The 25,790-nt window shown below is 48.2% G+C and carries 26 protein-coding genes, 1 other RNA gene and 2 pseudogenes; 12 read left to right on the forward strand and 17 right to left on the reverse strand.

Translation table 11 applies throughout. The features are described 5' to 3' along the window. Positions 1–25: 25 nt before the first annotated feature. The 9 genes from ptsN to OIK42_RS04735 form a co-directional block, all read right to left on the reverse strand. Positions 26–484, reverse strand: a complete 459-nt coding sequence (ptsN, locus tag OIK42_RS04695) for a PTS IIA-like nitrogen regulatory protein PtsN (RefSeq protein ID WP_273638762.1) — start codon at positions 482–484, stop codon at positions 26–28. Between the two features lie 12 nt (positions 485–496). Further along, positions 497–784 (reverse strand): ribosome hibernation promoting factor, encoded by a 288-nt coding sequence (hpf, locus tag OIK42_RS04700; protein WP_273638764.1) that lies wholly within the window; start codon positions 782–784, stop codon positions 497–499. 24 nt (positions 785–808) lie between these two features. Beyond that, the gene (locus OIK42_RS04705; RefSeq protein WP_273638766.1) at positions 809–2,287 is read right to left on the reverse strand and encodes an RNA polymerase factor sigma-54; all 1,479 of its coding nucleotides are present in this window, start codon (positions 2,285–2,287) and stop codon (positions 809–811) included. A gap of 82 nt (positions 2,288–2,369) precedes the next feature. Next, positions 2,370–3,095 carry an LPS export ABC transporter ATP-binding protein gene (gene lptB, locus OIK42_RS04710; protein WP_273638768.1) on the reverse strand — a complete coding sequence of 242 codons (726 nt, stop codon included), beginning with the start codon at positions 3,093–3,095 and terminating at the stop codon, positions 2,370–2,372. Continuing rightward, positions 3,092–3,643: a lipopolysaccharide transport periplasmic protein LptA gene (gene lptA, locus OIK42_RS04715; RefSeq protein ID WP_273638770.1), complete on the reverse strand. Its 552-nt coding sequence runs from the start codon at positions 3,641–3,643 to the stop codon at positions 3,092–3,094. The genes lptB and lptA overlap by 4 nt, the downstream gene beginning before the upstream one ends. Continuing rightward, on the reverse strand, positions 3,612–4,175 hold the full coding sequence (gene lptC, locus OIK42_RS04720) for an LPS export ABC transporter periplasmic protein LptC (RefSeq protein WP_273638772.1): 564 nt from the start codon (positions 4,173–4,175) through the stop codon (positions 3,612–3,614). Before lptC ends, lptA begins: the two co-directional genes overlap by 32 nt. Beyond that, positions 4,172–4,726, reverse strand: coding sequence for a 3-deoxy-manno-octulosonate-8-phosphatase KdsC (kdsC, locus tag OIK42_RS04725; RefSeq protein ID WP_273638773.1), 555 nt, complete (start codon positions 4,724–4,726; stop codon positions 4,172–4,174). The genes lptC and kdsC overlap by 4 nt, the downstream gene beginning before the upstream one ends. After that, on the reverse strand, positions 4,726–5,706 hold the full coding sequence (locus OIK42_RS04730; protein ID WP_273638775.1) for a KpsF/GutQ family sugar-phosphate isomerase: 981 nt from the start codon (positions 5,704–5,706) through the stop codon (positions 4,726–4,728). Before OIK42_RS04730 ends, kdsC begins: the two co-directional genes overlap by 1 nt. After that, the gene (locus OIK42_RS04735) at positions 5,706–6,662 is read right to left on the reverse strand and encodes a calcium/sodium antiporter (RefSeq protein WP_273638777.1); all 957 of its coding nucleotides are present in this window, start codon (positions 6,660–6,662) and stop codon (positions 5,706–5,708) included. Before OIK42_RS04735 ends, OIK42_RS04730 begins: the two co-directional genes overlap by 1 nt. 831 nt (positions 6,663–7,493) lie before the next feature. Between OIK42_RS04735 and OIK42_RS04740 the strand changes: the two genes are divergently transcribed. From OIK42_RS04740 to murA, 7 genes are read left to right on the forward strand one after another with little or no spacing between them, the layout of a single operon-like run. Beyond that, positions 7,494–8,294, forward strand: coding sequence for an ATP-binding cassette domain-containing protein (locus OIK42_RS04740; RefSeq protein ID WP_273638779.1), 801 nt, complete (start codon positions 7,494–7,496; stop codon positions 8,292–8,294). Next, positions 8,291–9,067: a lipid asymmetry maintenance ABC transporter permease subunit MlaE gene (gene mlaE / locus OIK42_RS04745; protein ID WP_273638782.1), complete on the forward strand. Its 777-nt coding sequence runs from the start codon at positions 8,291–8,293 to the stop codon at positions 9,065–9,067. The genes OIK42_RS04740 and mlaE overlap by 4 nt, the downstream gene beginning before the upstream one ends. A gap of 12 nt (positions 9,068–9,079) precedes the next feature. Beyond that, positions 9,080–9,550, forward strand: a complete 471-nt coding sequence (gene mlaD / locus OIK42_RS04750) for an outer membrane lipid asymmetry maintenance protein MlaD (RefSeq protein WP_273638784.1) — start codon at positions 9,080–9,082, stop codon at positions 9,548–9,550. Between the two features lie 56 nt (positions 9,551–9,606). Then, positions 9,607–10,281, forward strand: a complete 675-nt coding sequence (locus OIK42_RS04755; RefSeq protein WP_273638786.1) for an MlaC/ttg2D family ABC transporter substrate-binding protein — start codon at positions 9,607–9,609, stop codon at positions 10,279–10,281. Beyond that, entirely contained in the window at positions 10,278–10,571 is a 294-nt protein-coding gene (locus OIK42_RS04760) for an STAS domain-containing protein (RefSeq protein ID WP_273638788.1), read from the forward strand. The genes OIK42_RS04755 and OIK42_RS04760 overlap by 4 nt, the downstream gene beginning before the upstream one ends. 26 nt (positions 10,572–10,597) lie before the next feature. Further along, positions 10,598–10,855, forward strand: a complete 258-nt coding sequence (locus OIK42_RS04765; protein ID WP_273638789.1) for a BolA family protein — start codon at positions 10,598–10,600, stop codon at positions 10,853–10,855. 17 nt (positions 10,856–10,872) lie between these two features. After that, a complete protein-coding gene (gene murA / locus OIK42_RS04770; protein ID WP_273638791.1) occupies positions 10,873–12,135 on the forward strand; it encodes a UDP-N-acetylglucosamine 1-carboxyvinyltransferase in 1,263 nt (420 codons plus the stop codon). A gap of 98 nt (positions 12,136–12,233) precedes the next feature. Here the strand turns inward: murA and OIK42_RS04775 are convergent, their stop codons facing one another. From OIK42_RS04775 to OIK42_RS04785, 3 genes are all read right to left on the reverse strand, one after another. After that, complete coding sequence (locus OIK42_RS04775; RefSeq protein ID WP_273638792.1) at positions 12,234–13,298, reverse strand: trypsin-like peptidase domain-containing protein; 1,065 nt, start codon at positions 13,296–13,298, stop codon at positions 12,234–12,236. A gap of 339 nt (positions 13,299–13,637) precedes the next feature. Continuing rightward, positions 13,638–15,005, reverse strand: a complete 1,368-nt coding sequence (locus tag OIK42_RS04780) for a DegQ family serine endoprotease (protein WP_273638794.1) — start codon at positions 15,003–15,005, stop codon at positions 13,638–13,640. 79 nt (positions 15,006–15,084) lie between these two features. Beyond that, entirely contained in the window at positions 15,085–15,525 is a 441-nt protein-coding gene (locus tag OIK42_RS04785; RefSeq protein WP_273638796.1) for a ZapG family protein, read from the reverse strand. Between the two features lie 425 nt (positions 15,526–15,950). Between OIK42_RS04785 and zapE the strand changes: the two genes are divergently transcribed. Then, positions 15,951–17,051, forward strand: coding sequence for a cell division protein ZapE (zapE, locus tag OIK42_RS04790; RefSeq protein ID WP_273638798.1), 1,101 nt, complete (start codon positions 15,951–15,953; stop codon positions 17,049–17,051). 158 nt (positions 17,052–17,209) lie between these two features. After that, positions 17,210–17,932 carry a YebC/PmpR family DNA-binding transcriptional regulator gene (locus tag OIK42_RS04795; protein WP_273638800.1) on the forward strand — a complete coding sequence of 241 codons (723 nt, stop codon included), beginning with the start codon at positions 17,210–17,212 and terminating at the stop codon, positions 17,930–17,932. Between the two features lie 128 nt (positions 17,933–18,060). On the opposite strand, the gene OIK42_RS04800 is transcribed toward OIK42_RS04795, so the two are convergent. The 4 genes and pseudogenes from OIK42_RS04800 to OIK42_RS04815 form a co-directional block, all read right to left on the reverse strand. Continuing rightward, positions 18,061–18,849 carry a polysaccharide deacetylase family protein gene (locus OIK42_RS04800; protein WP_273638802.1) on the reverse strand — a complete coding sequence of 263 codons (789 nt, stop codon included), beginning with the start codon at positions 18,847–18,849 and terminating at the stop codon, positions 18,061–18,063. 201 nt (positions 18,850–19,050) lie between these two features. Continuing rightward, positions 19,051–19,305 (reverse strand): annotated as a pseudogene (locus OIK42_RS20435) (flagellin); the annotation flags it as partial. Positions 19,306–19,869: 564 nt separating this feature from the next. Next, positions 19,870–20,280: pseudogene (locus tag OIK42_RS20440) on the reverse strand (flagellin N-terminal helical domain-containing protein); the annotation flags it as partial. 173 nt (positions 20,281–20,453) lie between these two features. Next, a complete protein-coding gene (locus OIK42_RS04815; protein WP_273638804.1) occupies positions 20,454–21,380 on the reverse strand; it encodes a LysR family transcriptional regulator in 927 nt (308 codons plus the stop codon). A gap of 135 nt (positions 21,381–21,515) precedes the next feature. Between OIK42_RS04815 and OIK42_RS04820 the strand changes: the two genes are divergently transcribed. Beyond that, positions 21,516–22,220: a pirin family protein gene (locus tag OIK42_RS04820; RefSeq protein WP_273638806.1), complete on the forward strand. Its 705-nt coding sequence runs from the start codon at positions 21,516–21,518 to the stop codon at positions 22,218–22,220. 40 nt (positions 22,221–22,260) lie between these two features. Next, positions 22,261–22,617, forward strand: an RNA gene (gene rnpB / locus OIK42_RS04825) — RNase P RNA component class A. A gap of 103 nt (positions 22,618–22,720) precedes the next feature. On the opposite strand, the gene OIK42_RS04830 is transcribed toward rnpB, so the two are convergent. After that, positions 22,721–24,136, reverse strand: coding sequence for a DUF945 family protein (locus tag OIK42_RS04830; protein WP_273638808.1), 1,416 nt, complete (start codon positions 24,134–24,136; stop codon positions 22,721–22,723). A gap of 319 nt (positions 24,137–24,455) precedes the next feature. Here OIK42_RS04830 and OIK42_RS04835 point away from each other — a divergent pair, with 319 nt between their 5' ends. Further along, positions 24,456–25,754, forward strand: a complete 1,299-nt coding sequence (locus tag OIK42_RS04835) for an aminotransferase class V-fold PLP-dependent enzyme (protein ID WP_273638810.1) — start codon at positions 24,456–24,458, stop codon at positions 25,752–25,754. Positions 25,755–25,790 lie beyond the last annotated feature (36 nt).

Genomic DNA, 25,790 nt, shown 5'->3' on the forward strand with positions numbered 1-25,790 from the left:
GTCAGACTCCTTGTGGTATTACTGTTTACTGGGCGGTGTTGTCGCACAGCGCTGCAATAACTTGTTCCTTCGTTTCGGCGTTCCGAATAGTCTTTACGATGGATTTTTGACTCAGTTTACCGGCAATTGTTGCCAGTGTCTGCAAGTGTCCTTCAGTTTGGTTCTCTGGCACTAATATAGAAAAAAAGATGTCGACAGGTTTGTCATCTATCGCATCGAATGCAATAGACGGTTTGGTGGTTACCACAACGGCGGTAATTTCTGAAAGGCCGGCCAGCCGTCCGTGTGGCAGTGCAATGCCATTGCCGATGCCCGTGCTGCCCATTTTTTCGCGAGCCAACAGCGCTGTGAGGGCCTCGTCCTTTTGGATTTCCGGATTGGCTTGTGCAGCAATTGTGCTAATAATTTCGAGTATGCGTTTTTTACTGTTGCACTGGACCGCACATTCAGTGCGATCCAGGCTAACTAAGGCTTCTATATTCATAGGGTTAGGGGCCTAGTGCTTTTTGAGCTTTTCCTTATGCTTAATGACCTGACGATCAAGCTTGTCTACCATAGCGTCGATCGCTGCATACATATCTAAGTTTTCTGACGACGCAAATACTTCAGCACCGCTTAAATGCATGGTGGCCTCAGCTTTTTGATTCAGTTTTTCCACATTCAATATCACATGGACATTTGAAATGTGGTCAAAATGACGCTCCAGTTTGCTAAATTTAGTATCAACATAGTTACGCAAAGAATCGGTAATCTCAACGTGATGACCTGTAAGATTAATTTGCATAGTTCGTCTTCCTTATATTTCTGCCTAGATAAGGCTCTTGCGTTGGTTAGACGGTGGAATCGAAAGTGATTCCCGGTATTTTGCTATTGTTCGCCGAGCAACTTTAATACCTTGATCAGCCAACAATTGGGCAATTTTACTGTCGCTTAAAGGTTTGCTGGGTTTTTCCGCAGCAACCAATTTTTTTATTAACGCACGAATAGCGGTAGATGAGCATTCGCCGCCCGATTCAGTCGCTACGTGACTTGAGAAAAAGTATTTAAGCTCAAAAATACCGCGTGGGGTATGCATATATTTCTGCGTGGTCACCCGTGATATGGTTGATTCATGCATATCAACCATTTCAGCTACGTCATTGAGCACCATTGGTTTCATCATTTCAGGGCCATGCTCAAAGAAGCCCATTTGTTGCTGCACAATACAGTTAGCAACTTTAAGCAGTGTGTCGTTGCGTGACTCCAGGCTCTTTATGAACCATTTAGCCTCTTGCATGTGCGAGCGGATAAACTGTGAGTCAGCGCTATTTCTCGACTGACGACTCATTGCCGCATACTGTTGATTAACGCTCAGTTTAGGCAGACTATCCGGGTTGAGTTCTACCACCCAGCGGCCCTTTTTCTTGCTAACCGAGACATCAGGAATGACATACTCAGGTTCCTGGGTAATCAACGCACTGCCAGGACGCGGATTAAGTGTTTGTAGCAAACGCATGGCTTCTCGCAGATCATCTTCTTTGAGCCGCGACTTACGCATGAGTGTGCGGTAGTCCTTGCTGCTCAACAGATCGGCGTAATCTTCTATCAATGTTTTTGCTTCGTTTAGCCAAGGCGTATCCGGCGCAAATTGTTTAAGCTGAACCAGTAGACACTCCTGCGGGGTACGTGAACCGGAGCCGATGGGGTCAAACATCTGAATGCGCTTAAGGACACATTCAACTTCGTCTTCCTCAACGGGCTCTTCCATATCATCAGTATTGACGCTGTTGAGAATATCTTCAACTGAAACGGTTAAATATCCTGACTCATCTATCGAATCAATAATCGCGATAGCAATAGCACGGTCGATTTCACTGAATGGCGTCAGGCGCATTTGCCACAATAAATGAGCCTGGATGTCATCGGTGGTTTCGCCCTGAAAAACCTGATCGTCGTCTGACGAGGAAGGGCCAGGTGCCGGTGCCGACGATGCTGAATAATATTCATCCCAGGTACTGTCGATAGGCAGCTCGTCAGGCAGTTCGTTTTTTTCCAGCGCTTCGTTGGAGTCTAAATTATTATCGCTGGTGGCAGTTGCCGCTGCATCAGCTTCAGCATCGAGTTTACTGGTCTCGACGATATCGTTGTCGCTGTTGTCCTCGATTTCAAGCAGAGGATTAGCATCCAGCGCTTCCTGAATTTCTTGCTGAAGATCCAGTGTAGAAAGCTGCAGCAGTTTAATGGCCTGCTGCAACTGTGGCGTCATAGTGAGTTGTTGACTAAATTTAAGCTGTAAAGATGGTTTCATCTACTTCTATTCTTAACGCCTTGCTTGTTATTGAAATGGACAATGGTGGTTGTCACGTTATTGTTTGGCAGCCTGTCCCTAACTATAGCCTGAATTGCTCACCCAGGTATACATCCTTCACTTTTTGATTGCTCAACACCTGTTCTGCGCTACCCTGAGCAATCAGTTCTCCCTGGCTGACAATATAAGCCATCTCACAAACATCCAGGGTTTCCCTGACGTTGTGGTCGGTAATCAAAATGCCGATCCCACGGTCACGAAGATGTTGAATTATCTTCTTTATATCATTAACCGAAATTGGGTCAACACCCGCAAAGGGTTCATCCAGCAAAATAAATTTGGGGTTCGCTGCCAGTGCCCGGGCAATCTCAACGCGACGGCGCTCACCACCTGACAAACTCATGCCGGTACTATTACGTATATGGTTAATATTGAATTCATCAAGTAGGGCATTGGCTTCATTTAATCGCTGTTCCGAACTCAGGCCTTTGCGTGTTTGTAATATCGCCATAATATTATCAAAAACACTTAACTTGCGGAATATGGACGCTTCCTGAGGCAGGTAGCCTATGCCGTGACGGGCGCGCTCATGCATGGGCTGACGGGTTAAATCCATGTCATCAATGCGAATGTCGCCTTTATCCAGCGGTACCAAGCCCACGATCATGTAAAAGGTGGTGGTTTTACCGGCGCCATTAGGCCCCAGCAAGCCCACAATCTGCCCGGTCGATACCTCAACGCTAACGTCGCGAACTACCTGACGACTTTTATACGACTTGGCTAAATGTTTGGCGGTCAGGGTGGTCATTCGTTATCGTCATCCTGTTCATCATTGTCGGTTTTTTTGGCCGCACTGTCATCGGGTTCCATACTGTAAATCGTGGTAACGCGGCCGTCACCATCGTCAGACCCGGTAGCCTTAAACTGTTCTTTTTCCATATCGTAGGTAATCGATTCAGCGGTCATGGTACGGGCATTTTGATTCAGCTTTGCCTGTCCTGTGAGTGAGATAGTTCGATTTGCTACTTCATAGCGTATTTCAAACGCCTCAGCTTCCACCACTTTGCCATCATCCAGTTGCTGGCTGTAATACGCCGGACGTCCTGTGGCAATGAATATTTCTTTACCTTTGCCTTGCTCACCCTCAATTTCGAGCCGATCGGCGCGAATGTTTAACGTACCCTGAGTAATTTGGACATTATCAACCAGAACGGTTTTCTTAAGTTTGCCGTCCATAAATTGCGATTCTGATTTCACTTCTAAGTTTTGCGAAAAGTCTGATTGTTTGGCTAGCACCAGTGCAGGTGAAAGCACTAATAATGCACTAGTTAGCAGGTTGATAAGTCGTTTGCACATGATCATTTAACTCATAAGTTTTATGTTTCAGGTTAGCGCGTAACCCGTTACTTAATATGATGAAGTTAGGGCCGGATATTTCTACGCTGGCCTCTGACACCATGGTTTGGGTATCCAAATCGATTTCCAGGTAGTCCGTGGTGACCCGCTGAACAAAATCAGCCGGATTTTGACTGACAATATCAACGTTCTTTTCGAGTTGAATCACATTATTGTCATACAAGGTGCCTTCTGCCGCGACGACCTGCCAGGGCGGCTCGTCAGCATCCTGATAAACAGTATACTGCGGCTTTTGGAACAATATAAAACCCAATTGTTCGTAGTTTTCCATAGATGAAGAAAATACCTGATGGATACGCAGTCCTTCCTCATTAAATAATGTGGTTGTGAGATTGCGCGCCTTATACGTCGGCGACAGCGCTAACACGTCCTGATCGGGCAATACAACCGGCTCTTCGGTTAAAAATGTCGGTAAGTAGAGCGATGCCGCAAGAATAAATAAGCCAGCAATAATGAGACCGAGTCTACTCATACACTGCTTCCCTGTATGCCGTCCAGCGCATCGTTAGCTTGTAGCAGGGTATCGCAAATTTCACGCACTGCGCCAAACCCGCCGCGTTGAGTGGTAATCCAGTTGGCCTGCTGTAACACGGCTGGATGTGCATCCTTTACGGCAATGTTCACTGCACTGTGCGCATACATACCGGTGTCAGGCATATCATCACCTACCGCTGCAACTTGCGCCGGCGTTAACTGCAGAGTGTTGAGCAGGGCTGCCAAAGCGTCGGCTTTGTTTTCCTCACCCTGAATAATATGTTTAACCTTGAGAGCTTGCATACGTTCGGCAACAATTTGCGAACGGCGTCCGGTGATCACGGCCACGTCAATGCCGCTGTTTACCAGCGCTTTAACGCCGTATCCGTCTCGGGTATGAAATGCTTTTAGTTCTTCGCCCTGATTACCCAGGTAAATCCGACCGTCGGAAAAAACCCCGTCGACATCACACACCAGCAACGCAATGTTGCGCAGTTGGTTATACAAGCTTTCTGGTAATACATCGTACAGGGTTGTGACGGTCGTCATTACAGTACTCCGGCTTTGAGTAGCATATGCATATTAAAGGCCCCTACAGGGTGCATCTTGTCATCGACTACTAACAGTGCACTGATTTTATGATTTTCCATGAGGTTTAATGCGGCAACAGCTAAATCTTCCTGCCGCGAGGTTTTACAGCCGCGGGTCATAACGTCATGAACGCGGGTCCCATGGATATCGACTCTGGCGTCGAGTAAACGGCGTAAGTCTCCGTCGCTGAAGACGCCGGATAATTCACCCTGCTGGTTTACTATACCAGTAAGTCCAAGCCCTTTTTTGGATATCTCCAGTAAAGCATCAGAAACCGTCGCGTGTTCATGTATTAAGGGGATTTCATCGCCCCTAAGCATGATATCGGCCACCGTAAGCAGCAGTTTGCGGCCCAAGCTGCCGCCCGGATGGGACAACGCAAAATCATCTGAGGTAAATCCGTTGGCATCCAGCAAGGCTACCGCCAGTGCATCTCCTAACACCAGAGTCACTGTGGTGCTGGTTGTCGGCGCTAAGCCGAGTGAACAGGCTTCCTGTTCGACACCAATATCAAGCACCACGTCGGCATGTTTACCCAGAGTACTGTTAATGCGATTGGTCATGGCTATTACAGGTACATTGAGGCGTTTTACCACCGGCAGCAAGTTAAGTAGCTCCACCGTTTCACCAGAATTAGAGATCGCCAGCAGAATATCTTTTTTGCCCAGCATCCCCAGATCGCCATGATTGGCTTCTCCCGGATGCATAAAAAAAGCCGGCGTACCGGTACTGGCCAGGGTTGCGGCGATTTTATTGCCCACATGACCGGATTTACCCATGCCGCATACCACGACCTTGCCTTCGCAGTTGAGTAATAAATTACACGCCTGGGTGAAGTTATCATCAAATTTGTCATTCAGCGCAGCGATAGCGGCGAGCTCAATATTCACTACGCGCTGGGCTGAGGCGATAAAAGAAGTGGGTTGTTGTGGTTTCATCAGGCAAATAACCAGTACTGATAAGCAAGGAAACACGCCACCAAAATGGTTGCTTCCACGCGATTGATACACCGTGTACCACGGAAATTAAAGCTAAATAGTAACAGCAATAAAGTGAGTCCGAGCATCACCAGCGAGTCTCGCTCAGCGGCATTCACATCGAGTAGTCCGGGAGAAATCAGCCCGGGCATGCCAAGCACCGCCAGCAAATTAAATATGTTCGAGCCTACAACATTACCAAGGGCAAGATCATGCTCGCCTTTTAAAACACCGGCAACGCTTGCGGCAAGCTCGGGTAAACTGGTACCAAGCGCGATTATGGTTAAGCCAATAACCAAGTCACTAATACCAAAATATTGTGCGATATGTACTGCAGAGTCGACCATAAACTGGGCACTCAGCGGCAGCAGTACCAGACCTGCGCCTATCCACATCACGGCCACGCCGTTTTCAACCTGAGTTGGAATTTCATCACTGGCTTCGTTTGCCAGTGGGTCGCCTTTATCTACCAATAAGGAAAGCCAGGCCATACCCGCCAGCACAAAAATAAACAACAGGAGCAGAATAATCCCCTCTACGGAGGTAAGCTTACTGTCGTGCAGAAAATAAACGGCTATCAGGTTAATCACCAACAATACAGGAAATTCGCGTTTAAGTGTCGTTGAGGAAATGAGCAAGGGTTTAACCAGAGCGGTGATGCCTAACACCAGTGCGATATTGGTAATATTGGAACCAAGTGCATTGCCTACAGCGGTATCAGGATTGCCGTTAATAGACGCGACGGCTGAGACGACAATTTCCGGCGCCGAAGAGCCCATGGCAACGATGGTAAGACCGATCATCATCGGCGATATGCCAATATTCTTGGCCAACGCTGATGCCCCATAAACGAACTTGTCGGCACTCCAGCTCAATACGGCCAGCCCTGCCAGAAAAATAGCAACTTGTAATATCACTAAAGAACCTGCTTGCTTGGGAAAGTCGTATTCTCGCAAAAAAACACGCGTATTCCTATGTTTTGCTTGAGACAATTATAATTGCTGGTTGATCCTTTCGAAGTCAGTACCGTTTATGAATAGGTGTTGTGCCAACATTATCAGAATACAGCGCTATGGAGGTTAACAGCCTCTAACTGTGAATAAATTTCGAAACGTCCGGTCTTATCTTTCAGCGTCACGGTAACGTTAATTCAGACAGCACGTTTTGCTAGTTTACGCATAGGCGAGCCGAATATGACTGGCTGATGCGCCGGATGGGCGATCCAGGCTGGCGATCCAAGTTAGTGATCCAAGTTGGCGATCCGGGACGGTACTCAGGAAATCGCTTTACTGTGCGTTATGTGACCCTGATTAGCAAAGGGATGCAGGCCTGTTTTTATATTTTGTTTTTAGCAAACAATTCGTTATTAATTATACCTACATGAATGTATGTAATTTAGTTCTACTATGATAAAATGCAAAAATGTAAGCAATAAGCGTATTTTGCAGCCGAAAAAGTGGCTCGCCAGGTAATGATTCTACAGCGTAGAACGGTGAACTTCGCTATTTGTAACGGACCTTAGCGTTCTTTTCGGGGATAATGCCCCACAGGCTCTAAGCACAGCGGCTACAGGTCGTAATTGCCATGATATAAATTGTAACTTTTTCGGTTTAGTCAAAACAACGCATTCCACGTACAATTGTGACGATGCGGTTTAAAGTAGTTAAATCCACAAACAGATGTAACCGCCAGCAGGCTGGCAAATAATTGGGATCCTGCGGGAGCCAGCACAGGAAATGTGAAGCAACATGGACTATATAGTCGACGTAAACAACATGACTTTTTCACGCGGAGACCGTCTTATTTATGACGGCATATCAATGCGTGTGCCCAAAGGTAAAATTACCGCTGTAATGGGCCCCAGCGGCATCGGGAAAACCACCTTATTAAAACTCATCGGTGGGCAGTTAATACCTGATCAGGGCGACGTGACCTTTGCCGGAGAGTCGATTCATAAAATGAGTCGCAAGGCACTTTACAAGACGCGTCGGCGTATGAGCATGCTGTTTCAAAGCGGCGCGCTATTTACTGATATGTCGGTGTTCGACAATGTTGCATTTCCACTGCGCGAGCATACCAGTCTGTCTGAGTCGTTGATAGCAACGGTAGTTGCCCTGAAACTTCAGGCCGTAGGGCTACGCGGCGCGGCGCAAATGATGCCCAGTGAATTATCTGGCGGTATGGCGCGTCGGGCAGCCCTGGCCAGAGCGATAGCGCTTGACCCTGATCTCATCATGTATGATGAGCCGTTCGCCGGGCAGGATCCAATTTCGATGGGCGTTTTGGTAAAACTCATTCGTGAACTCAATGATGCACTGAATTTAACCAGCATTGTGGTGACGCATGATGTCACTGAAGTACTTACTATTGCCGATTATATTTATATTCTGGCCGACAAGCGCGTAATCGGCGAGGGGACGGCGCAGCAAATTCAGGACAGCGATTCAGAGTTGGTACAACAGTTTTTACAAGGCGAAGCTGACGGGCCGGTACCGTTCCATTACCCTTCAGACTCGTTAAGCAGTGCATTTCTGGGAGAAAGCGATTGAACTGGATTCAACATATCGGTCGCCAAACTATCGAGCGTGTGGCTGCGTGTGGCCGTGCTGGCGTCATGCTGTTTGGGGCGTTGTTCGCGCTGCCAAGTGTTAAGAATATTCCACTGACGATCCGTCAGTTGTATGTTGTGGGCGTGCAATCGCTGGCGATTATTATAGTTTCGGGCGTATTTATTGGCATGGTGATGGCGCTACAGGGCTACACCATTCTCACCGATTATGGCGCCGAGGGGAGCCTTGGCCCCATGGTGGCTTTGTCGTTACTACGCGAACTGGGCCCGGTGGTTACCGCGCTGTTATTTGCTGGCCGGGCAGGCTCGGCTTTAACTGCTGAAATAGGCTTAATGAAAGCAACCGAACAACTCAGTAGTCTGGAGATGATGGCGGTGGATCCGTTACGCCGGGTAGTCGCTCCGCGATTCTGGGCGGGTATAATCGCAATGCCAATGCTGGCAATTATTTTCTCGGCGGTGGGCATCTTAGGCGGCCACTTAGTCGGGGTTGACTGGCTCGGTGTCGATGCCGGCAGTTACTGGTCAATCATGCAATCAACAGTCGATTGGGACAAAGATGTGATAAACGGCGTTATAAAAAGCCTCGTCTTTGCCTTAGTTGTGACCTGGATTGCCATTTTTAAAGGATATGATTCGATACCAACTTCCGAAGGTATCAGTCAGGCAACCACACAAACGGTGGTGTTTTCGTCATTGGCAGTATTAGGGTTGGACTTCGTACTCACCGCCCTGATGTTTGGTATTGAATAAGGGGCAGTTGATATGAATCGATATAAAACGGAATTAATGGTGGGTGTGTTTGTCATAATGACAGTGGCTGCCTTGTTATTGTTGGCCCTGAAGGTGGCTAATCAAACCATGGCGTCAGACGGTGACACTTACACCCTGTACGCCAAGTTCGATAACATTGGTGGCCTGAAAGTACGTTCACCAGTAAAAGTTGGCGGGGTTACGGTTGGCCGCGTAAGTAATATTAAGTTAGACAGAGATGACTATTTGCCGGTCGTGGAGTTGACTATTCAAGCAGCCTACAGCGAATTTCCTGAAACCAGTTCGGCGTCGATATTAACATCTGGTTTGCTTGGCGAGCAGTATGTTGGTTTTGAACCTGGTTTTACTATCGAAGGGGTAGAAAATCTGGCCGATGGTGACTATATCGAGGACACCAGTTCGGCGTTGGTACTGGAAGAGTTAATTGGTCAGTTTCTGTTCAGTCGTAACAGTGAAGAATAATAGTGGCGCAAAGTCGGTCTGATATAACAGTCGAATTGTTGGTTAGGAGAGATAAGTTGAAAGCAAAATTAGGCGTTTTATTTACACTCATGCTGATGGTGATCTTGCCCGTCAGCGCTCAAGAGAACGCGGTGAATACCAAAAACCCTTATGAAATGGTTGAACAGGTTGGTAACCAAACATTTGAACGCATAAAAGCGTCCAAGCAGCAAATTGCCGAAAATCCGGAAATTTTGCGCGATATCATGGAAGAAGAATTACTACCCTATATCGACTATCGGTACAGTGCCTTTAAGGTACTCGGTAAGCATTTCAACTTTAAAAAGGCCGACCAGGACGTGCTGATTGAGTATATCCGGGTGTTTCGTCAGTATCTGGTGACCAGCTATGCCGATGCGTTGAGTTACTATGACGATCAGGAAGTACTGTTTGCGCCCTCCGGTGACTTTGAAGACGACAAAAGCGTGACAGTGCGCGCAATAATTCGCGACGGAAAACGTCCGGATATCAATGTGGCTTTTAAAGTTCGCAACACCAAAGGTGACGAGTGGAAAGCCTACGATATGGTTGCTGAAGGCATTAGCATGTTGCAAAACGAAGTAAAGCAGTATGAACAGATTATTCGTACCGAAGGCATCGAGAAGGTCATTGAACTTATGCGCCAGCGTATTGCCAAACCAATCGAACTCAAGTCTTTGGATGGCAGCAAAAGACAAGGCAACGAAGCGTGAATGACAAACAAACCATCAGTTTAACCGGTGCTCTTGACAGGCAAACGTTGAGTCAGGACTGGTGGAAATCGCTCAGTAGTAATGAGCAGCAACAGTATCGCGACGCCAGCCAGTGTTTGATGGACTTCAGCGCTGTGGAGCGGGTCGATACTGCGGGTCTGGCCTGGACATTAAATGCAATTCGCGACGGTAAAGCGCAAGGGGTTAAAATTACCTTGTGCAACCTGCCCGAAAAAATGCTTAAATTGGCAAAAATCAGCGAACTTGATGGTCTGTTGCCCATCGAGTAAATACACCTAATTATTGCTAAGAGTCTATGGACACTAAAGAGATAGAAACCTTATTAAAAGAACAGCTGGCGTTAGCCGAAGTTCATGTTAAAGGCGATGGCTCACATTATTCAGTGATTGCTGTCAGTGATGCGTTTGCCGATATGAGCCGGGTGAAACGTCAGCAAGTCGTTTATGCCCCCCTGAATGCATTGATTGCCAATGGCACCTTGCATGCGGTTTCCATAAAAACCTATACCGAAAAAGACTGGCAGCGCGAGCGCCTGCTCAACTTGCCGCAGTAACCCACCAGGAACCGCTTGTGGATAAACTTATAATAAAACAAAGCCCGCCGCTTAAAGGCGAGGTGGTTATTTCGGGTGCAAAAAATGCGGCACTGCCGTTATTGATGACCAGTTTGCTAACTGCTCAACCGTGTCGCTACAGCAATGTTCCCCAGCTACGCGATATCAGCACAACACAGGCATTACTTAAAGATCTGGGTGTTGGGGTAGAGCAGCAGGAAGCGAACACGGTATTACTGCATGCTGCAGAGCTGACCAGCGACACGGCCAGTTACGATCTGGTTCGCACCATGCGCGCCTCCATTTTAGTGCTTGGCCCGCTGCTTGCCCGGTTAGGTAAAGCCAATGTGTCGTTACCCGGTGGGTGTGCGATTGGGGCTCGTCCGGTTAACTTGCACCTCGAAGGTCTGGAAAAAATGGGCGCCGTTATAAACGTTGACGAAGGCTATGTCCGGGCCAGCGTTGACGGGCGCTTAAAAGGCGCACGTATCTTTATGGATATCGTGAGCGTGGGAGCGACCGAGAATTTGATGATGGCGGCAGCGTTGGCAGACGGCGAGACCGTCATCGAGAATGCTGCGCGCGAACCTGAAATTGTCGATCTTGCGAACTGCCTGAACAGTATGGGTGCCAGAATATCGGGTGCCGGTACCGATAAAATTCGTATTCATGGTGTTGAAACGCTCAATGGTTGTGACTATCGGGTACTGCCTGATCGTATCGAAACGGGCACCTATTTGGTGGCGGCGACAGTGACCGGTGGTCATATTAAGTGCTTAAATGCTGCGCCTGAAACCCTTGATGCCGTGCTGTCGAAGCTGCAACAGGCTGGTGCTGTCATTACCGTTGGTAAAGATTGGATCGAACTGGATCGCACTCAGACACCACTGACCGCCGTAAAAGTAAAAACCGCACCGCACCCTGGTTTTCCTACTGATATGCAAGCCCAGTTTGTGGCCCTTAATGCGGTGGCCCACGGTACCGGTGTGATAACCGAAACTATTTTTGAAAATCGTTTTATGCACGTGCCTGAGTTGCAGCGGATGGGCGCAGAAATTGCGCTTGAAACCAACAGTGCAGTGAGCAAAGGTGAGTCTAAACTGAAAGGTGCGCCGGTGATGGCAACCGATCTGCGCGCATCAGCCAGTCTGATCATTGCCGGATTAGTTGCTGAAGGTGAAACTCATATCAGCCGAATTTACCACCTCGATCGCGGTTACGAGGCCATTGAACGTAAATTAGGTGGATTGGGTGCGAAGGTGTCGCGGGCAAGCGAATAGCCCAAGTATACAGGCTGGTCGGCGGGGCCGACTAGCCGTTTAACTTTTAACTCAATACCCCAGCCATGCCGCCCCGGCGTCGAATGTTTTACTGATGACTAAATAATGAGTTCGGCAACAGTGACCTGAATAGTCATAGTTCTCGCGTTCCTGCTGACTTCCAGTTCTAAAACTGTTCCCGGCGCCGTCTCGGCAATCATGTCGAGAGCCTTTGAAGCGCTTTCTAAGCGTATACCATCGATTGACATAATAATATCACCAGGTCTTAAACCGGCCTGTGCAGCGGGAGAATTAGGCGAAACCGCTTTGACTTCAATACCCGGGCCACCACGTAATTCTTCACCGACAAAACCTAACTGACCACGGGTGACTTTACCATTAGTTATGATGGACTCCATGACCCGTACTGCCAGTTCGTAGGGCACGGCAAAGTTAATACCATCAACAATATAGGTACCCCGGCGCTCATCGCGTACCTGAAAGTTGGCGTTGGTAATACCCACTAAATAGCCGTTGCTGTCGACCAGCGCACCGCCGGAATTGCCCTGGTTTAGCACCGCATCGGTTTGGATAAAATCAACATAACTGTTGGATAATCCGGTGCGCCCGGCGCGGCTAACGATGCCCTGAGTTATGGTTTGCCCCAGGTTATACGGATTTCCAATAGCCATGACCACATCGCCCACTCGCAAGTCTGGCTCCTCAAGTTGAGGAATAACATGCAGGTTGTCTTCGTTGACTTTCAGCACTGCTAAATCAGTAATTTGGTCAGTACCAATGATTTGTGCCTGGGCAACGCGGTTGTCCTGCAGTGCCACAAAGATACTGCTGGCGTCTTTAATTACATGATGACAGGTTAAAATGTAGCCTGATTCGGTCATGATAACACCCGAACCAAGGCTGGTGCGCTGCCGGGTGCGGTTATAATAATTGGGGTTATTTTCAATGCTCACGCTGTAAATATTCACTACGGCAGGGGCGGAGCGGCTTAACGCCGGGTAGTAGGTTTCGCGTTTGGCGCTTTGCGGCGTGGGGGCAAACCAGGTGGTGCCGAATCCGGTGCCTTTACGAAGATCCGGCACTAAAAACAATATCAGCAGGGCAACAACTAACCCTAAAAATACGGATCGAATTATAAATACAAAAAACTGTTTGCTCGCCACGTGAGTTCTTATTGTGTAATGCGCTGGGGTAGTTCATAAGGCACGCTGCTAAAGAGCAAGACGTGAAGAGCAGCCCAGAGGTTTTTATTATTAGCATAAGCATAACATTTTCAGCAGGCTGCGTGAAAGTAAATGACCGACTCAAACCTGATGCCGCTAGCCAGATGATGTTTACCCTTTTTCTGCGTGCTTGATTGATTGGGGGATAGTAAATGCGCTCAGCGAGTGACGATAAATGTATATCCGTTGTGCGCAAAACAAACGCCGCAGTAAACCCAACCAACAATAAAAAGGCGGCCAAAGGCCGCCTGTTAAACTTAGCGTTATCTTAACAACACGCTACTGGCGAATAACCACGTACAACGACGCGTTGCCGCGGCGAACATTCATTGCAATGACGCCCTTGGTATTCTCAATAGCGTCACGGAATTCCATAACACTGCTTACCCGTTGGCGACCAACTGCCAGAATAATGTCTTCTTCGCGTAAACCAATACGGGCAGCAGGTGAGCCTTCGGCTACCTCGCTGACGAGTATGCCTTCGTTACCGTCGGGGTCAGTGCCTGCGACTAGCGTGGCGCCCTGTAATGCCGGATGAATTTGTTCAGCCACCACCTGTTTTTGCGTTGCGTCATCTAATACAACGTCTACAGAGAGGCGTTCACCTTTGCGAACCAGGGTCAGTTCAACCTTAGCACCCGCACCCATGGTGCTAATTTTAGCGCGTAATTCGCCAAAGCTATTAAGCTCCTTACCATTGATCGCGACAATGATGTCGCCGGCTTTGATGCCTGCTTCCTCTGCCGCTGAATCAGGTTGTACTTCGCTGACGAAGGCACCTTTGTTGACTTCAGAGTTCATCGCTTCGGCTAACCCTTGATCAACGTTGCTACCTAAAATACCCAGCAAGCCACGGCGAACCTCGCCGAATTCAGCAATTTGCTCGACCAGGTTATTCATCATATTGGCCGGGATGGCAAAACCAATGCCCACATTGCCGCCATTTGGACCAAAAATAGCGGTATTAATACCGACTAATTCGCCGTGCAGGTTAACCAGTGCACCACCGGAGTTTCCGCGGTTAATGGCCGCATCGGTTTGAATGAAATCTTCAATGCCGCCGATATTCAACCCAGAGCGACCCATAGCGCTAACGATACCGGAGGTCACGGTTTGTGACAGACCAAACGGGTTACCAATGGCGACTACAAAATCACCTACCCGTACTTCGTCAGAATCTGCCAAAGGCAAAGCGGTAAGATCATCAGGTTCTATTTTTAACAGCGCAACGTCGCTTTGTTCATCGGCGCCAAGTTTTTTGGCAGAGAACTCGCGCCCGTCAGCCAGCTTGACAGTGATTTCATCGGCGTTATCGACCACGTGGGCATTGGTTACCACAAAGCCTTTTTCGGCATCGATGATTACCCCGGAGCCCAGGCCACGAAATGGCCGCTCGCGGGTTTGCTCAGGCGGGCCACCAAAGAAGTAACGAAACATCTCCGGAACTTCCTGACGCGAAGTCTGTGTGCCTTCAACGGCGATACTGACCACCGCTGGCATGGCTTCTTCGAGCATAGGGGCCAGCGACGGGACTTCTTTTTTGCTGTCGTTAAAAAAAGGAAGAGCAGCCTGAGTGGAAACTGGTACACCGATTGTACTGGCGACAACACCAGTAACCAGCACAAGCTTTCGAAAAGACTTATTCATAGACACATACACTCCTAGTCTCATTGCGGTTTGCAACTACCTTCCCACAGACTGTACCTTTGCCTAAAAAGTTCCGCTGTTATTCTTTGTCTGCGGCAGATGTTGCTTTATTGCCGACAAATAACCCTGAACTGTGATTAGCAAAATCCCGGGGTTGGGTGTCACTGCTAGCATTTTGTTTACTCTTTTCCACACCTTTTAGATTATTCCGCAGGTAAGCGGTTGTATGCTCGCCAAAAAACGGAACGGCTGGTGTAGCATCTGAATCCGCGGTATCCAACAGTTCTTCGTATTCAGATAAACTCTGTTTAAGGTCATTACATTGTTTTTCAATAGTCTCTATAGACTGTTTCACCTGAAAAACATGATGCTGAGACTGTTGAGCGAGCAGTTCCTTAATGGCTTTCTCTGCTGTTTGATTCGCTTTTACCGCCCCTTCTTTGGTGTACATAAACCGGGCCACGAAATAACCAATAATTAAGCCGATTGCCAGCATTGCTAAGGGGATAACCACTTCCATTTTTTTCTCCAATGTTACTGTTTTACAGGCGCTAAGCTCAGATTAGTGAAAGCGAGGCCTGCTGTCTTACTGCGACAGATACTGCATAGTATGCATTACTGAAACTATAGCAAGAGCTAACGCATTTTGCGCGGATTGATTGTGGCAAAATGTTACCAGAACGAACGTGCCGGTGCTTTTACTTAATGCGCTGTAAGGCATCCCGACGCGAGTCAATTCGTATATTTGGTTTATTCGTCGCACTGAATTGGTGTTAACGGCGAATTAGGGCATAATATCGCCCCAATCTACAGGTGTGACCAATCCAGGGTCAAAAATACGCGGTATGAATACTGCCGACGTTTTATAACATACTCATTCGAATAGTATTGTTGGGTTTTGGCAGCAGTATTCATAGGGGCATTCTCGAAGGAGTAAATCAGGCGATGACGCCGTGGCAAACATATCAGCAAGACCTAAAGCGCGACGACTTTAAGCATGATCCTGCGCAGGAAAACGCGGTGCGTGAGTTACAACGCCTTTACGAGGCGTTAATTGCGCAGCCAGCTTCCCCGTCGGGCTTTGCCAGTAAAGTTAAAGCCTTGTTTGGCGCTACAACCCCGCCAACGCCGATACAGGGTATCTATTTTTATGGCGGTGTGGGGCGGGGCAAAACCTATCTGGTTGATACCTTTTATCACTGTTTGCCGTTTGAAAATAAAATGCGCGTGCACTTTCACCGTTTTATGCACCGTGTGCACGACGAGCTTAAACTGCTGGGCGGTAAACAAGATCCGCTTGATATTATTGCAGCCAAGCTTGCTAAAGAAACGCGCATCATTTGTTTTGATGAATTTTTTGTCTCGGATATTACCGATGCGATGATACTGGGCACGCTGATGCAAGCGCTGTTCGCCCAGGGCATTGTGCTGGTGGCGACATCAAATATTGTGCCCGATGAGCTTTATCGCAATGGCTTACAACGCGCTCGGTTTTTGCCGGCTATTGCGCTCATTAATAAACACTGCAATGTGGTAAATGTTGATAGCGGTGTAGATTACCGTTTGCGCACCCTGGAGCAGGCTGAAATTTTTCACTACCCCCTCGATGAGCAGGCGACATCAAATTTACACAGTTATTTTACCCAGTTAGCGCCGGATGAAGGCACCAGTGGCGAAAGTATCGAGGTTAATCATCGTCAGTTGCGAACACTGCGTGACGCCGACGGCGTGCTGATGATTGAGTTTTCTGAGCTGTGTGAGGGGCCACGTAGTCAGTCGGACTACATCGAACTGAGCCGCTGTTATCACAGCGTGTTGGTGGCCAATGTAAAGCAAATGGGACAGGGCAATGACGACGTTGCACGGCGTTTTATCGCTATGGTCGATGAGTTTTATGAGCGTCATGTCAAACTCATTATGTCGGCGGCAGTTGCCCTTGAGGATCTGTATACCGACGGCATGTTAAGCTTTGAGTTCAGGCGCTGTCTGAGCCGTTTACAGGAAATGCAGTCACACGATTATTTGGCCACGGAGCACTTACCTTAAGCGGCAAAAGCCGTTAAACTCTGGGGCCACACGTTGAGTAGCAGAGTCAAGGCCTGCTGCATTAGCAATAAACGGTTAACACCGGCCCCCTTTAATCTGGTCGTTAAGCGACCTGTTTATGCACAAGAATTAGCAAGTTTTACAAAGAGATTCATGAGATGGGAAGAGCATTTGAAGTAAGAAAGAACGCCATGGCTAAAACGGCTGGCGCTAAAACCAAGGTGTATTCTAAGTACGGTAAAGAAATTTACGTCTGTGCAAAGAACGGCGGGCCGGATCCGGATACTAATCTGTCGCTGAAGCGCCTCATCGAAAAAGCCAAAAAAGATCAGGTACCCAGCCATGTTATTGACAAAGCTGTCGACAAAGCCGTTGGTGGTGCTGGTGAAGATTTCGTACCGGCCCGGTATGAAGGCTTTGGCCCGGGTAACTGCATGGTGATTGTGGACTGCCTGACTGATAACAACAACCGAACCATTACCGATGTGCGTAATTGCTTTACCAAAACAGGCGCCAAAATTGGTGCCCCGGGTGCGGTTTCGCACATGTTCGAACATCAGGCTGTATTTGTGTTTGCCGGCGACGACGAGGACGAGATATTAGAAATTCTGATGGAAGCCGACGTTGACGTTACCGATGTGGAATGCGAAGAGGGCAAGATCACTGTATACGCGCCCCATACTGAATTCTACAAAGTGAAAACAGCGCTGGCCGATGCTAAACCGGATTTGCAGTTCGACGCTGAGGAAATCAGCTTTATTCCACAAACCGAAGTGGAAATCAGCGAAGAAGACATGCCTATGTTTGAAAAATTCATGGATATGCTCAACGACTGTGACGACGTGCAGGACGTGTATCATAACGCGATCACGCCTAACTAAATATTTTCCGTTGCTAAGTCTTCGGCATAGTGTTTAAAGCAGCCCAAAAACCCACTGTTTAAGTGGGTTTTTTGTTAGGTATTTCCAATACAGCGTGGCAAATGTTAACGCTTTAACTGTTATTAGTTTTACTCTTTATAGTCTCTGGCGTGGCACATAATATTGATGAAAGAATCAACATAGAACCGCTCCGGATGACTGGCCAGGTGTTGTAACGATTCTTCATGGGCTTCGGTCGATACCGACAGATGGTCGCCGCCAATACCGTGAAATATGATGCTGGCCAACTGACCATTTTGAGCCGCTTTTTCAACATACGCGATTAATGCCTGTTCGCTCACCCCCGACGGCATTAGATCAATGATTTGCTCCGGGGGCAAGTGCATAGGGACGCCTTTAACGCCAACAAAGTACTTGCTCAATACCGGTTTAATACTGGTATTGTCATTGTTAACCGCCAAATCAATGCAGGGCGGGATGTAAGTGCGCTCAGTAAGGCCGTCAACGGCGTGCAAGAAGGTGTTGGTGGTAGCGATTTCCCGTTCTAGCTGTGGCAGGCTGTAACGGTGTAAATCGGCATAGTCGGCCACCCAGTCTCTGCCAGGCAGCGTTTTTCGACAGGGGTGGTAAATGGTATGGTTGCCGAGTTCGTGACCTTGTTTGGCAGCTTGTCGCCATTCCTCCATCCGCAGACTCAGTGGCTCATTAGAAACGCTTAAATAAAATGAACCCTTCAGGTTATAATTATTTAATGCTGGTATAGCGTTATCCAGCTGGCTGTTCAGGGTATCATCGTAAGACAGGCTGACTGCGGCTTTAGCCCCATTAGGCCACGTCACAAAATCAGCGGTTTGTGCCTCACACAGGCTTACAAGACCTAGCAGGCTGGCTGCCAATAAATACTTAATCTGCATCATATTTTCCTTTTTACAAGAGCGTATAACTACCATGCATCATAATTGCTGTTTTAATACAGATCATTAGTGAAAAACCAGTCATGGGTTATGTTAACTGATTGTTGCAGAATGTTTGTGAGATGTAGGTGCGCCCACTCTTAAGTGGGCTGATTATTTTGCGCTTATGACGTCCAGGTATCGCACTATATCTTATCCGACTCATTATCCCAGTAATGATAACGCTGCCTGTGGGCGTTGATTTGCCTGCGACAGAATAGTGATACTGGCCTGCTGCATAATCTGACTCTTCGTTAAGCCCGCCGTTTCTGCGGCAAAATCGGCATCCCGAATGCGGCTGCGGGCGCTTGTTACATTCTCGACTATATTCGACAGATTACGAATGGTGGATTGAAAGCGGTTTTGTAAAGAACCCAAGTCGGCACGCACTTGGCCAATACGTGATATAGCGCCATCAATAAGTGATATGGCACTATTAGTATCGCCTGAGTTAGCTGCAACATCGGGAGCATCATAGCTGCCGCCAAAGCCAGCACCAGGATTGTCAGAGCGATCAACGATTAAGAATTCTGTGCTGCCATTTATCCCATCCGAGCGAGTGGGTGACACGACATTGACTGTCGTAGTAATCCCGGCACCAGCAAATGCATCCTGAAAATTCCTTACTGTTGCATCGGAATCACCGTCTACAATTTCAACGGTTATTTCCTGGTAAGTTGCGCCGCCGTCGCTGCTTACAGCATAATTATAGGTGCCCGGTTCAGCAGACTGACCGGCGCCAATGTCTGAATCAGAGATATTGAAGTATGTGGCATTTGCATTAATTGTAGATGCCCCCGTAATGGTGCTGGAATCGATTTGGTTTGAACCACTGCTGCCACTGGCTCCGGTTAATAAGTTTAAGCCACTAATACCCAATCCGCTGACCCCAAAGCCAACACCCGAAAATTGCGTTAAACCAACATTAATTGTTTGTCCAGCATTGGCGCCAACCATGAAAGAAGCACTGAAATCTCCCTTCAGCAGGTTGCTGCCGGCAAAGGAAGTAGTATTCGCAATTCGGTTGATTTCGTTCAGTAGTTCATCGGTTTCTTGTTGCAGCGCATCGTTATCTTCGGTTCGGTTTATGCCGTTTTTGGCCTGCACTGCCAATTGCCGGATACGCTGTAAATTAGTGGTGGTTTCTTCTAATGCGCCTTCTGCGGTCTGAGTTAACGATATACCGTCGTTGGCATTTCTTACCGCTTGATTTAGCCCGCTAATTTGCGATGTCATGCGATCAGATATTTGTAAACCAGCCGCATCGTCGGAAGCGCCGTTTATTCTGAAGCCAGACGACAGGCGTTCGAGTGCCTTTGACTGGGCATTACTCGAATTAAATAATTGTCGCTGTGCATTTAACGCTGATACATTGGTATTAACATACAGCCCCATATCGTCCCTTCTACACTCTATTATTTTTATTAATAAACAGGAGTGTTTAATCTGCAGTCGCGATACTGTCGCGATACTACTGAAGCGCCGTCGCTGCTAACTTCCTGTTCATTACACCGGCCTCTCAAAACGGGTGTACAAGGTGCTATCGGCAGACAGTAATTATTTATTAACTATTTATTGTACAAATGATGACTTTCGGAGCAGAAGTCGATGTTTTCGAATGCGGCCTGAATGTATTTTATAAATACACTTAATCTAAGCGCCATGTGTCGATTGGGCGCATAAAGCAGTGAAATATGCAGGGGGGCGGGCTGCCAGGCTTGCAGGAGTGGTATTAATGAGCCGCTGGCAAGTGCATCACCCACAATAAAACTCGGTAGCATGGCAATTCCCACGCCCTGCAGTGCCGCTTGTTTCAGTACATCACCATTGTTAGAGCTCATTACGCCGTTAATTCGCACCCGCTGCGGCTTGTTGTGATGCAGTAAATCCCAATAGTTGCCGTGCACCAAATTACCATACTGCAAACAAGGCAGGTTAATGAGTTGCTGCGGCGATGAAAGCGGACCAATGCGCTGTAATAGCGCCGGTGCAGCGCAAATATAGCGCTCAGTGTGGGTAATGTCGTGTTCAATCATGGCGGGGTTTGGCTCTGGTGGGCCAATACGCAGTGTCATATCAAACTGATTCGACAGCGGGTCACGTTTTTCATCCGATAAGTCCAGCTGCACCTGAATATGCGGATATTCATGCATGAACTTCAGGACAACCGGTGTTAAGTGCGCCAGCCCAAACGACATAGGAGCATTGATCTTTATAGTGCCAGACAGCGCTTGCTGATTTTGTTGTAACTGCGCTTCGGTATTGGTCAGGTTATCCAGCAGCGGCAGGATATTTTCTAAATACGCCTGGCCTGTATGGGTGAGATCGACCCGGCGAGTCGTGCGGTTAAACAAGGTTACCGACAGTTCGTCTTCGAGCCATAAGACCTGGCGATTTATTTGCGAGCGGGATAAACCGAGCTTGCGTGCTGCCGCCGCAAAGCTGCCGTGTCGCGCTACAGTAGCGAACGCCCGCATAGCAGAGAGCTTGTCCATAAAAGGCTACTCAGTAAGTATTGGCTATTAACAGTAAGATTGTCGCATTATGTGCGACAGTGTAGTCAATGGTATGTATATTGTCTCGTTATTTAAGGCTGCTACTATGTCATTGTCAACTAACGGGAGCAAGCTATGAACATTCGTAAAGCCAGTGAGCGGGGCCAGGTCAACCTGGGCTGGTTGCAATCGCAACATACTTTTTCCTTTGGTCATTACTACGATGAGCGCTACATGGGGCAAGGACCGCTGCGGGTTATTAATCAGGATGTGGTGCAACCAGGCGGCGGTTTTAGTGAACACGGCCACGCCAATATGGAGATCATTTCCTATGTGCTAAAAGGGAAACTTGCCCATAAAGACAGCGAAGGCAATGAATCGGTTATTCGCCCAGGCGACGTGCAAAAAATGACCGCCGGTACAGGCATTCGGCACAGCGAATTTAATCACAGCAAAACAGGTGTGGTGGAGTTTCTGCAAATTTGGGTTGTACCCAACCAAATGAATGTTGCGCCGGGTTATGTGCAACAGCATTTTGCTCAGTTGCTGGCACCCGCCGAGGCACCAACATTGATATTTTCTGCTGATGGTAGCGGTGATTCACTGCCGGTATATCAGGACATTAAGGTGCTGGCCGGTAAACTGGCTGATGACAGTCCTTGGCAATACGCCGGCAACGCAAATCGCATTGGCTGGTTACAGGTGGTGGAGGGCCGTGCTCTGATCAATGGCGAAAACGTCTCGGCCGGTGATGGTGTTGCCTTTGCTGCGGGCGAAACTGTTGATGTGAGCCAGACTACCGGTTTACATGTGCTTTATTTTGATCTGCCAGCCAAATAAGCCATGGCGCGCGGTGGCGAACTTAGCTACAATGCGCGCCGGAGTTGGCCAGGCAATCGCCGCTTTCGCAAGAAAGGGGAGGAAAGTCCGGGCTCCATAGGGCAGGGTGCCAGATAACGTCTGGGCGGCGTGAGCCGACGACCAGTGCAGCAGAGAGTATACCGCCTAAGCGCTTCGGCGCCGGTAAGGGTGAAAGGGTGCGGTAAGAGCGCACCGCACAACTGGTAACAGTTTGTGGCATGGTAAACTCCACCCGGAGCAAGACCAAATAGGCTCCCTATACGTACGGCCCGTGCGGGGAGCGGGTAGGTTGCTTGAGCCAGTGAGCGATTGCTGGCCTAGAGGAATGATTGCCACTCGCAAGAGAACAGAACCCGGCTTACGGCCAACTCCGACTTTTACTTTCCGCCCTGGATTGGTTTTCCGGGGCTTAGCGCGGATCCCGAATGCAATAATGCATCAGTGTTGCTCCTATCACCTCTTAAAAAGTTGTTACAGCGTTAGAAAGGCAATCCCATGGGTTGGCCATTGAGTATGGCGTTAGCGTTTTCCATGCTAAATGTAATTTCATAGCCCGCATCTGTTTTGCTTAGCATCCCTTGCTGAACAAACGCGTTAATGGTGGCTTGTGATTGTTCTGCTATTAACGCTTTCTGCTCTTCATCGCTCATTTGCGCAAACTGGGGATTAGCGCCCAGCTGACTTTTTAGAATGAGTTCAGCGATGAATAATGCGGCGCCTTCTTCTGCATTCAATGTAGCGTCAATGAATGCGTGTTCAGCCCAAAATGCCGGGTCTTCCATGGTGTCTGGCAGCGTCTGAATGTTGACCAGTCTGGTGTTTGCATAACCATTGATCTTCGACTCGTTAATCACTCCCTTAATGACCGGAAAATTCAGTTCGGGACTAGCCTGCAACTGCGCAAGGCCAGCACTTTGAATAAATTCACGAAAGAGGCTCTCTGTCTGGTCCGGGGCATTCATGATATCTTCCGAGAGTTGCTGATAAGCTGTCAGGAAATTCCGTTGCAGATTGGCAACTTCAACATCAAGCTGGATGTCTTTTATCGCCATCGCGCTACTGACAAAACTTGTTACTCTGGATGAAATCAACATGCTGCCCAGCTCAGTAGTGTCGTCATAGCTGGTGACCGAATCCACAACGATATTTTCGATTTTCGTTTCCTCACTGGTCGCGAGATTAGCCATGGTTATGGTATCAATACGCAATGACGCTTCACCGTTATAAAGCGGTTGTTTCCAGGCCTGCATAAACCCCGATGCTAAGTCTGCATCAAAAGACATATTGTCGAAAGAGGCTATGGGCGTGTCTTGTGTCGCCAACTTCAACGACAACGGTTGTTCAGTTTTATACTCCATAGAGTCAGAGGTTAAGCGTGCATGGCCCTGCCAGCCGGTAATCGATAAGGTAAATCCACTTTGTGGCTCCGTATAGGTTAACGCTGGAATAATATCGCTGTAAGACGTTGTACCCAATAAGCTGGTAAACCCTTCGGCAGAGTAGATAAACTCGCTATCACCTGCCATCTTTAGCTGCGCGACGTGTTCTGCCAGCGCTATATTAACCTGCCAGTCGACCACACCTAGCCGTAAATCCGATTGCGTTAACAAAGGGCCGTGTTGCGCTTTAATCGGGACAGAAAAAGACAGTACGGCTTGTTCCGTTGTGTTTAATGAGTTTCCATACTGCGCAATATCAATGCTAATAGCCAAAGAAGCGGTTGTTGAGAACCAACTTTGAACACGTTCTTCCACAGTTGCTTTATAGAATGGTTGCTCACTGAGTTTGTCAGCAAAATCATCTAATTGTTGGTTAAAGGCGTTGCCGGCAAATTTTGGTCCCACCAGACCAATGACGACCACGAAAAGTAAAAGTGCGAGGAGAATTTTTTTCATTCTACATCCTTGTTTTATGTAAAGCGCCATTTGAAAACGACTGATACAGTCTTAGTCTTAACCAGCATATCAATTTTGCTCTTCAAGACACCCTGAGTCACACATCCATTGCCCAGCACTGTATCGTGAATGGCTGGTAAGTCAAATTTTAGGCCCATATTGTCGACCTCCAATCTTCTCGCGCTCTTATTATTGTAATATTGCAGCGTATCTATAAATTGCGTTATTTGGCCGAAACCCACGGGTAACTAATTGTTTTTAAATCCCAATAGTGCAATCGTATAAAAAATACAAAAATTCACTATTTTGGAGCTCTTTCATGTCAGCCCATCTTGTTTCCCGCCGCCAGCTTCTCCAGCGGTCTCTGGCACTTTCAGGCTCTCTGGTAAGTGCCCGGGCCCTCGCCAATAAATGGCCAGCCTTACCTGACCCCAATGTGTCTGCCTTTGAGCTGGCAGTTGACGAAGGCTACTGGCGTTCAGTTAGTGCGTTTTATAAAAAGGCCGCGGGTATTGTGAACCTTGAACACGGTTACTGGGGAAAGATGTCCATACCGGTAGAGCAGTCTTATATTGAATTGACCGAAATGGTAAATCAGCAGCTCTCTTATTATGCCCGTAAAGACTGGTATGCAGATGCTCAGGAAGCCGTTACCAGCATTGCCGACGCCCTTAAGGTTGCAGCCGATGAAATAGCCCTTACCCGCAATGCCACTGAGGCTATGCATAACTTATTGTTTCAATACCAGGGACTCAGCCCGGGCGACAGTGTGTTGTGGGCTGATATTGATTATCCGGCATTCAAACGCACCATGGCTGCTATCTGTGAGCAAAAAGACCTCAATGGCATAGCGCTTGAGTTACCCGCGCAAGCTAATCAGCAGCAGTTAATCGACGCCTACAAAAACGCCATAACGGGTGCGCCCAATCTTAAGTTAATGATCCTTACCCATGTGTCTAATCAACACGGGTTAATACTGCCGGTAAAGCAAATTGCGGCGATTGCCAAACAGCATGGTGTCGACGTTATTTGCGACTGCGCCCAGTCCTGGGGATTAATTGATTTTACTCTGCCTGAACTCGGTGTCGACTGGGCCGTATTTAACGTACATAAATGGATTGGTGCGCCTCTCGGGGTGGGGGCGTTGTATATGCGTCGCGGTACCCTTGAGAAAGTGGCACCCTATCCGGGGGAGTCCGACCCCGATAACAGTAAGGTAAGTGCGCGTATTCATATGGCCACCGCTAATTTTGCGGCCTTTCTAACTGTTCCTCATGCGCTTAAATTTCACCAGCAGGTAGGGCCGGCTGCCAAAATGGCGAGACTGCGCTATTTGCGGGAGTTATGGGTTGAACCTGCCCGAAAAATGGCCCATATCGAGGTTCTCGGGGCTACCGACTCGGCATCAGCCAGTGGCATGGGATCCTTTCGGTTAGCCGGTCAGTCCCAGCGTGAGCAGGTAAATACGTTGCAGCGGCGCCTGGAAGAAGAATTTGGCGTGTTTACGGTTGGCCGACACGATTTGGCCAGTGGTAGCTGCATACGGGTAACGCCTCAGGTGTTTACAACGCCCACCGAAATTCGTCAGTTGAGCAACGCGCTGGCGCAGTTAGGATGATGTAACAATCCGTATTAAACGGCTTGTTTTGGTTAT

Source organism: Alteromonas gilva (genome assembly GCF_028595265.1).
Classification (GTDB): Bacteria; Pseudomonadota; Gammaproteobacteria; order Enterobacterales; family Alteromonadaceae; genus Alteromonas; species Alteromonas gilva.

Bases quoted from the DNA above. Each gene is read 5' to 3' on its own strand.
- ptsN (WP_273638762.1), bottom strand. From the start codon at position 484: ATGAATATAGAAGCCTTAGTTAGCCTGGATCGCACTGAATGTGCGGTC.
- hpf (WP_273638764.1), bottom strand. From the start codon at position 784: ATGCAAATTAATCTTACAGGTCATCACGTTGAGATTACCGATTCTTTG.
- OIK42_RS04705 (WP_273638766.1), bottom strand. From the start codon at position 2,287: ATGAAACCATCTTTACAGCTTAAATTTAGTCAACAACTCACTATGACG.
- lptB (WP_273638768.1), bottom strand. From the start codon at position 3,095: ATGACCACCCTGACCGCCAAACATTTAGCCAAGTCGTATAAAAGTCGT.
- lptA (WP_273638770.1), bottom strand. From the start codon at position 3,643: ATGTGCAAACGACTTATCAACCTGCTAACTAGTGCATTATTAGTGCTT.
- lptC (WP_273638772.1), bottom strand. From the start codon at position 4,175: ATGAGTAGACTCGGTCTCATTATTGCTGGCTTATTTATTCTTGCGGCA.
- kdsC (WP_273638773.1), bottom strand. From the start codon at position 4,726: ATGACGACCGTCACAACCCTGTACGATGTATTACCAGAAAGCTTGTAT.
- OIK42_RS04730 (WP_273638775.1), bottom strand. From the start codon at position 5,706: ATGAAACCACAACAACCCACTTCTTTTATCGCCTCAGCCCAGCGCGTA.
- OIK42_RS04740 (WP_273638779.1), top strand. From the start codon at position 7,494: ATGGACTATATAGTCGACGTAAACAACATGACTTTTTCACGCGGAGAC.
- mlaD (WP_273638784.1), top strand. From the start codon at position 9,080: ATGAATCGATATAAAACGGAATTAATGGTGGGTGTGTTTGTCATAATG.
- OIK42_RS04765 (WP_273638789.1), top strand. From the start codon at position 10,598: ATGGACACTAAAGAGATAGAAACCTTATTAAAAGAACAGCTGGCGTTA.
- OIK42_RS04780 (WP_273638794.1), bottom strand. From the start codon at position 15,005: ATGAATAAGTCTTTTCGAAAGCTTGTGCTGGTTACTGGTGTTGTCGCC.
- OIK42_RS04785 (WP_273638796.1), bottom strand. From the start codon at position 15,525: ATGGAAGTGGTTATCCCCTTAGCAATGCTGGCAATCGGCTTAATTATT.
- zapE (WP_273638798.1), top strand. From the start codon at position 15,951: ATGACGCCGTGGCAAACATATCAGCAAGACCTAAAGCGCGACGACTTT.
- OIK42_RS04795 (WP_273638800.1), top strand. From the start codon at position 17,210: ATGGGAAGAGCATTTGAAGTAAGAAAGAACGCCATGGCTAAAACGGCT.
- OIK42_RS04800 (WP_273638802.1), bottom strand. From the start codon at position 18,849: ATGATGCAGATTAAGTATTTATTGGCAGCCAGCCTGCTAGGTCTTGTA.
- OIK42_RS04815 (WP_273638804.1), bottom strand. From the start codon at position 21,380: ATGGACAAGCTCTCTGCTATGCGGGCGTTCGCTACTGTAGCGCGACAC.
- OIK42_RS04820 (WP_273638806.1), top strand. From the start codon at position 21,516: ATGAACATTCGTAAAGCCAGTGAGCGGGGCCAGGTCAACCTGGGCTGG.
- OIK42_RS04830 (WP_273638808.1), bottom strand. From the start codon at position 24,136: ATGAAAAAAATTCTCCTCGCACTTTTACTTTTCGTGGTCGTCATTGGT.
- OIK42_RS04835 (WP_273638810.1), top strand. From the start codon at position 24,456: ATGTCAGCCCATCTTGTTTCCCGCCGCCAGCTTCTCCAGCGGTCTCTG.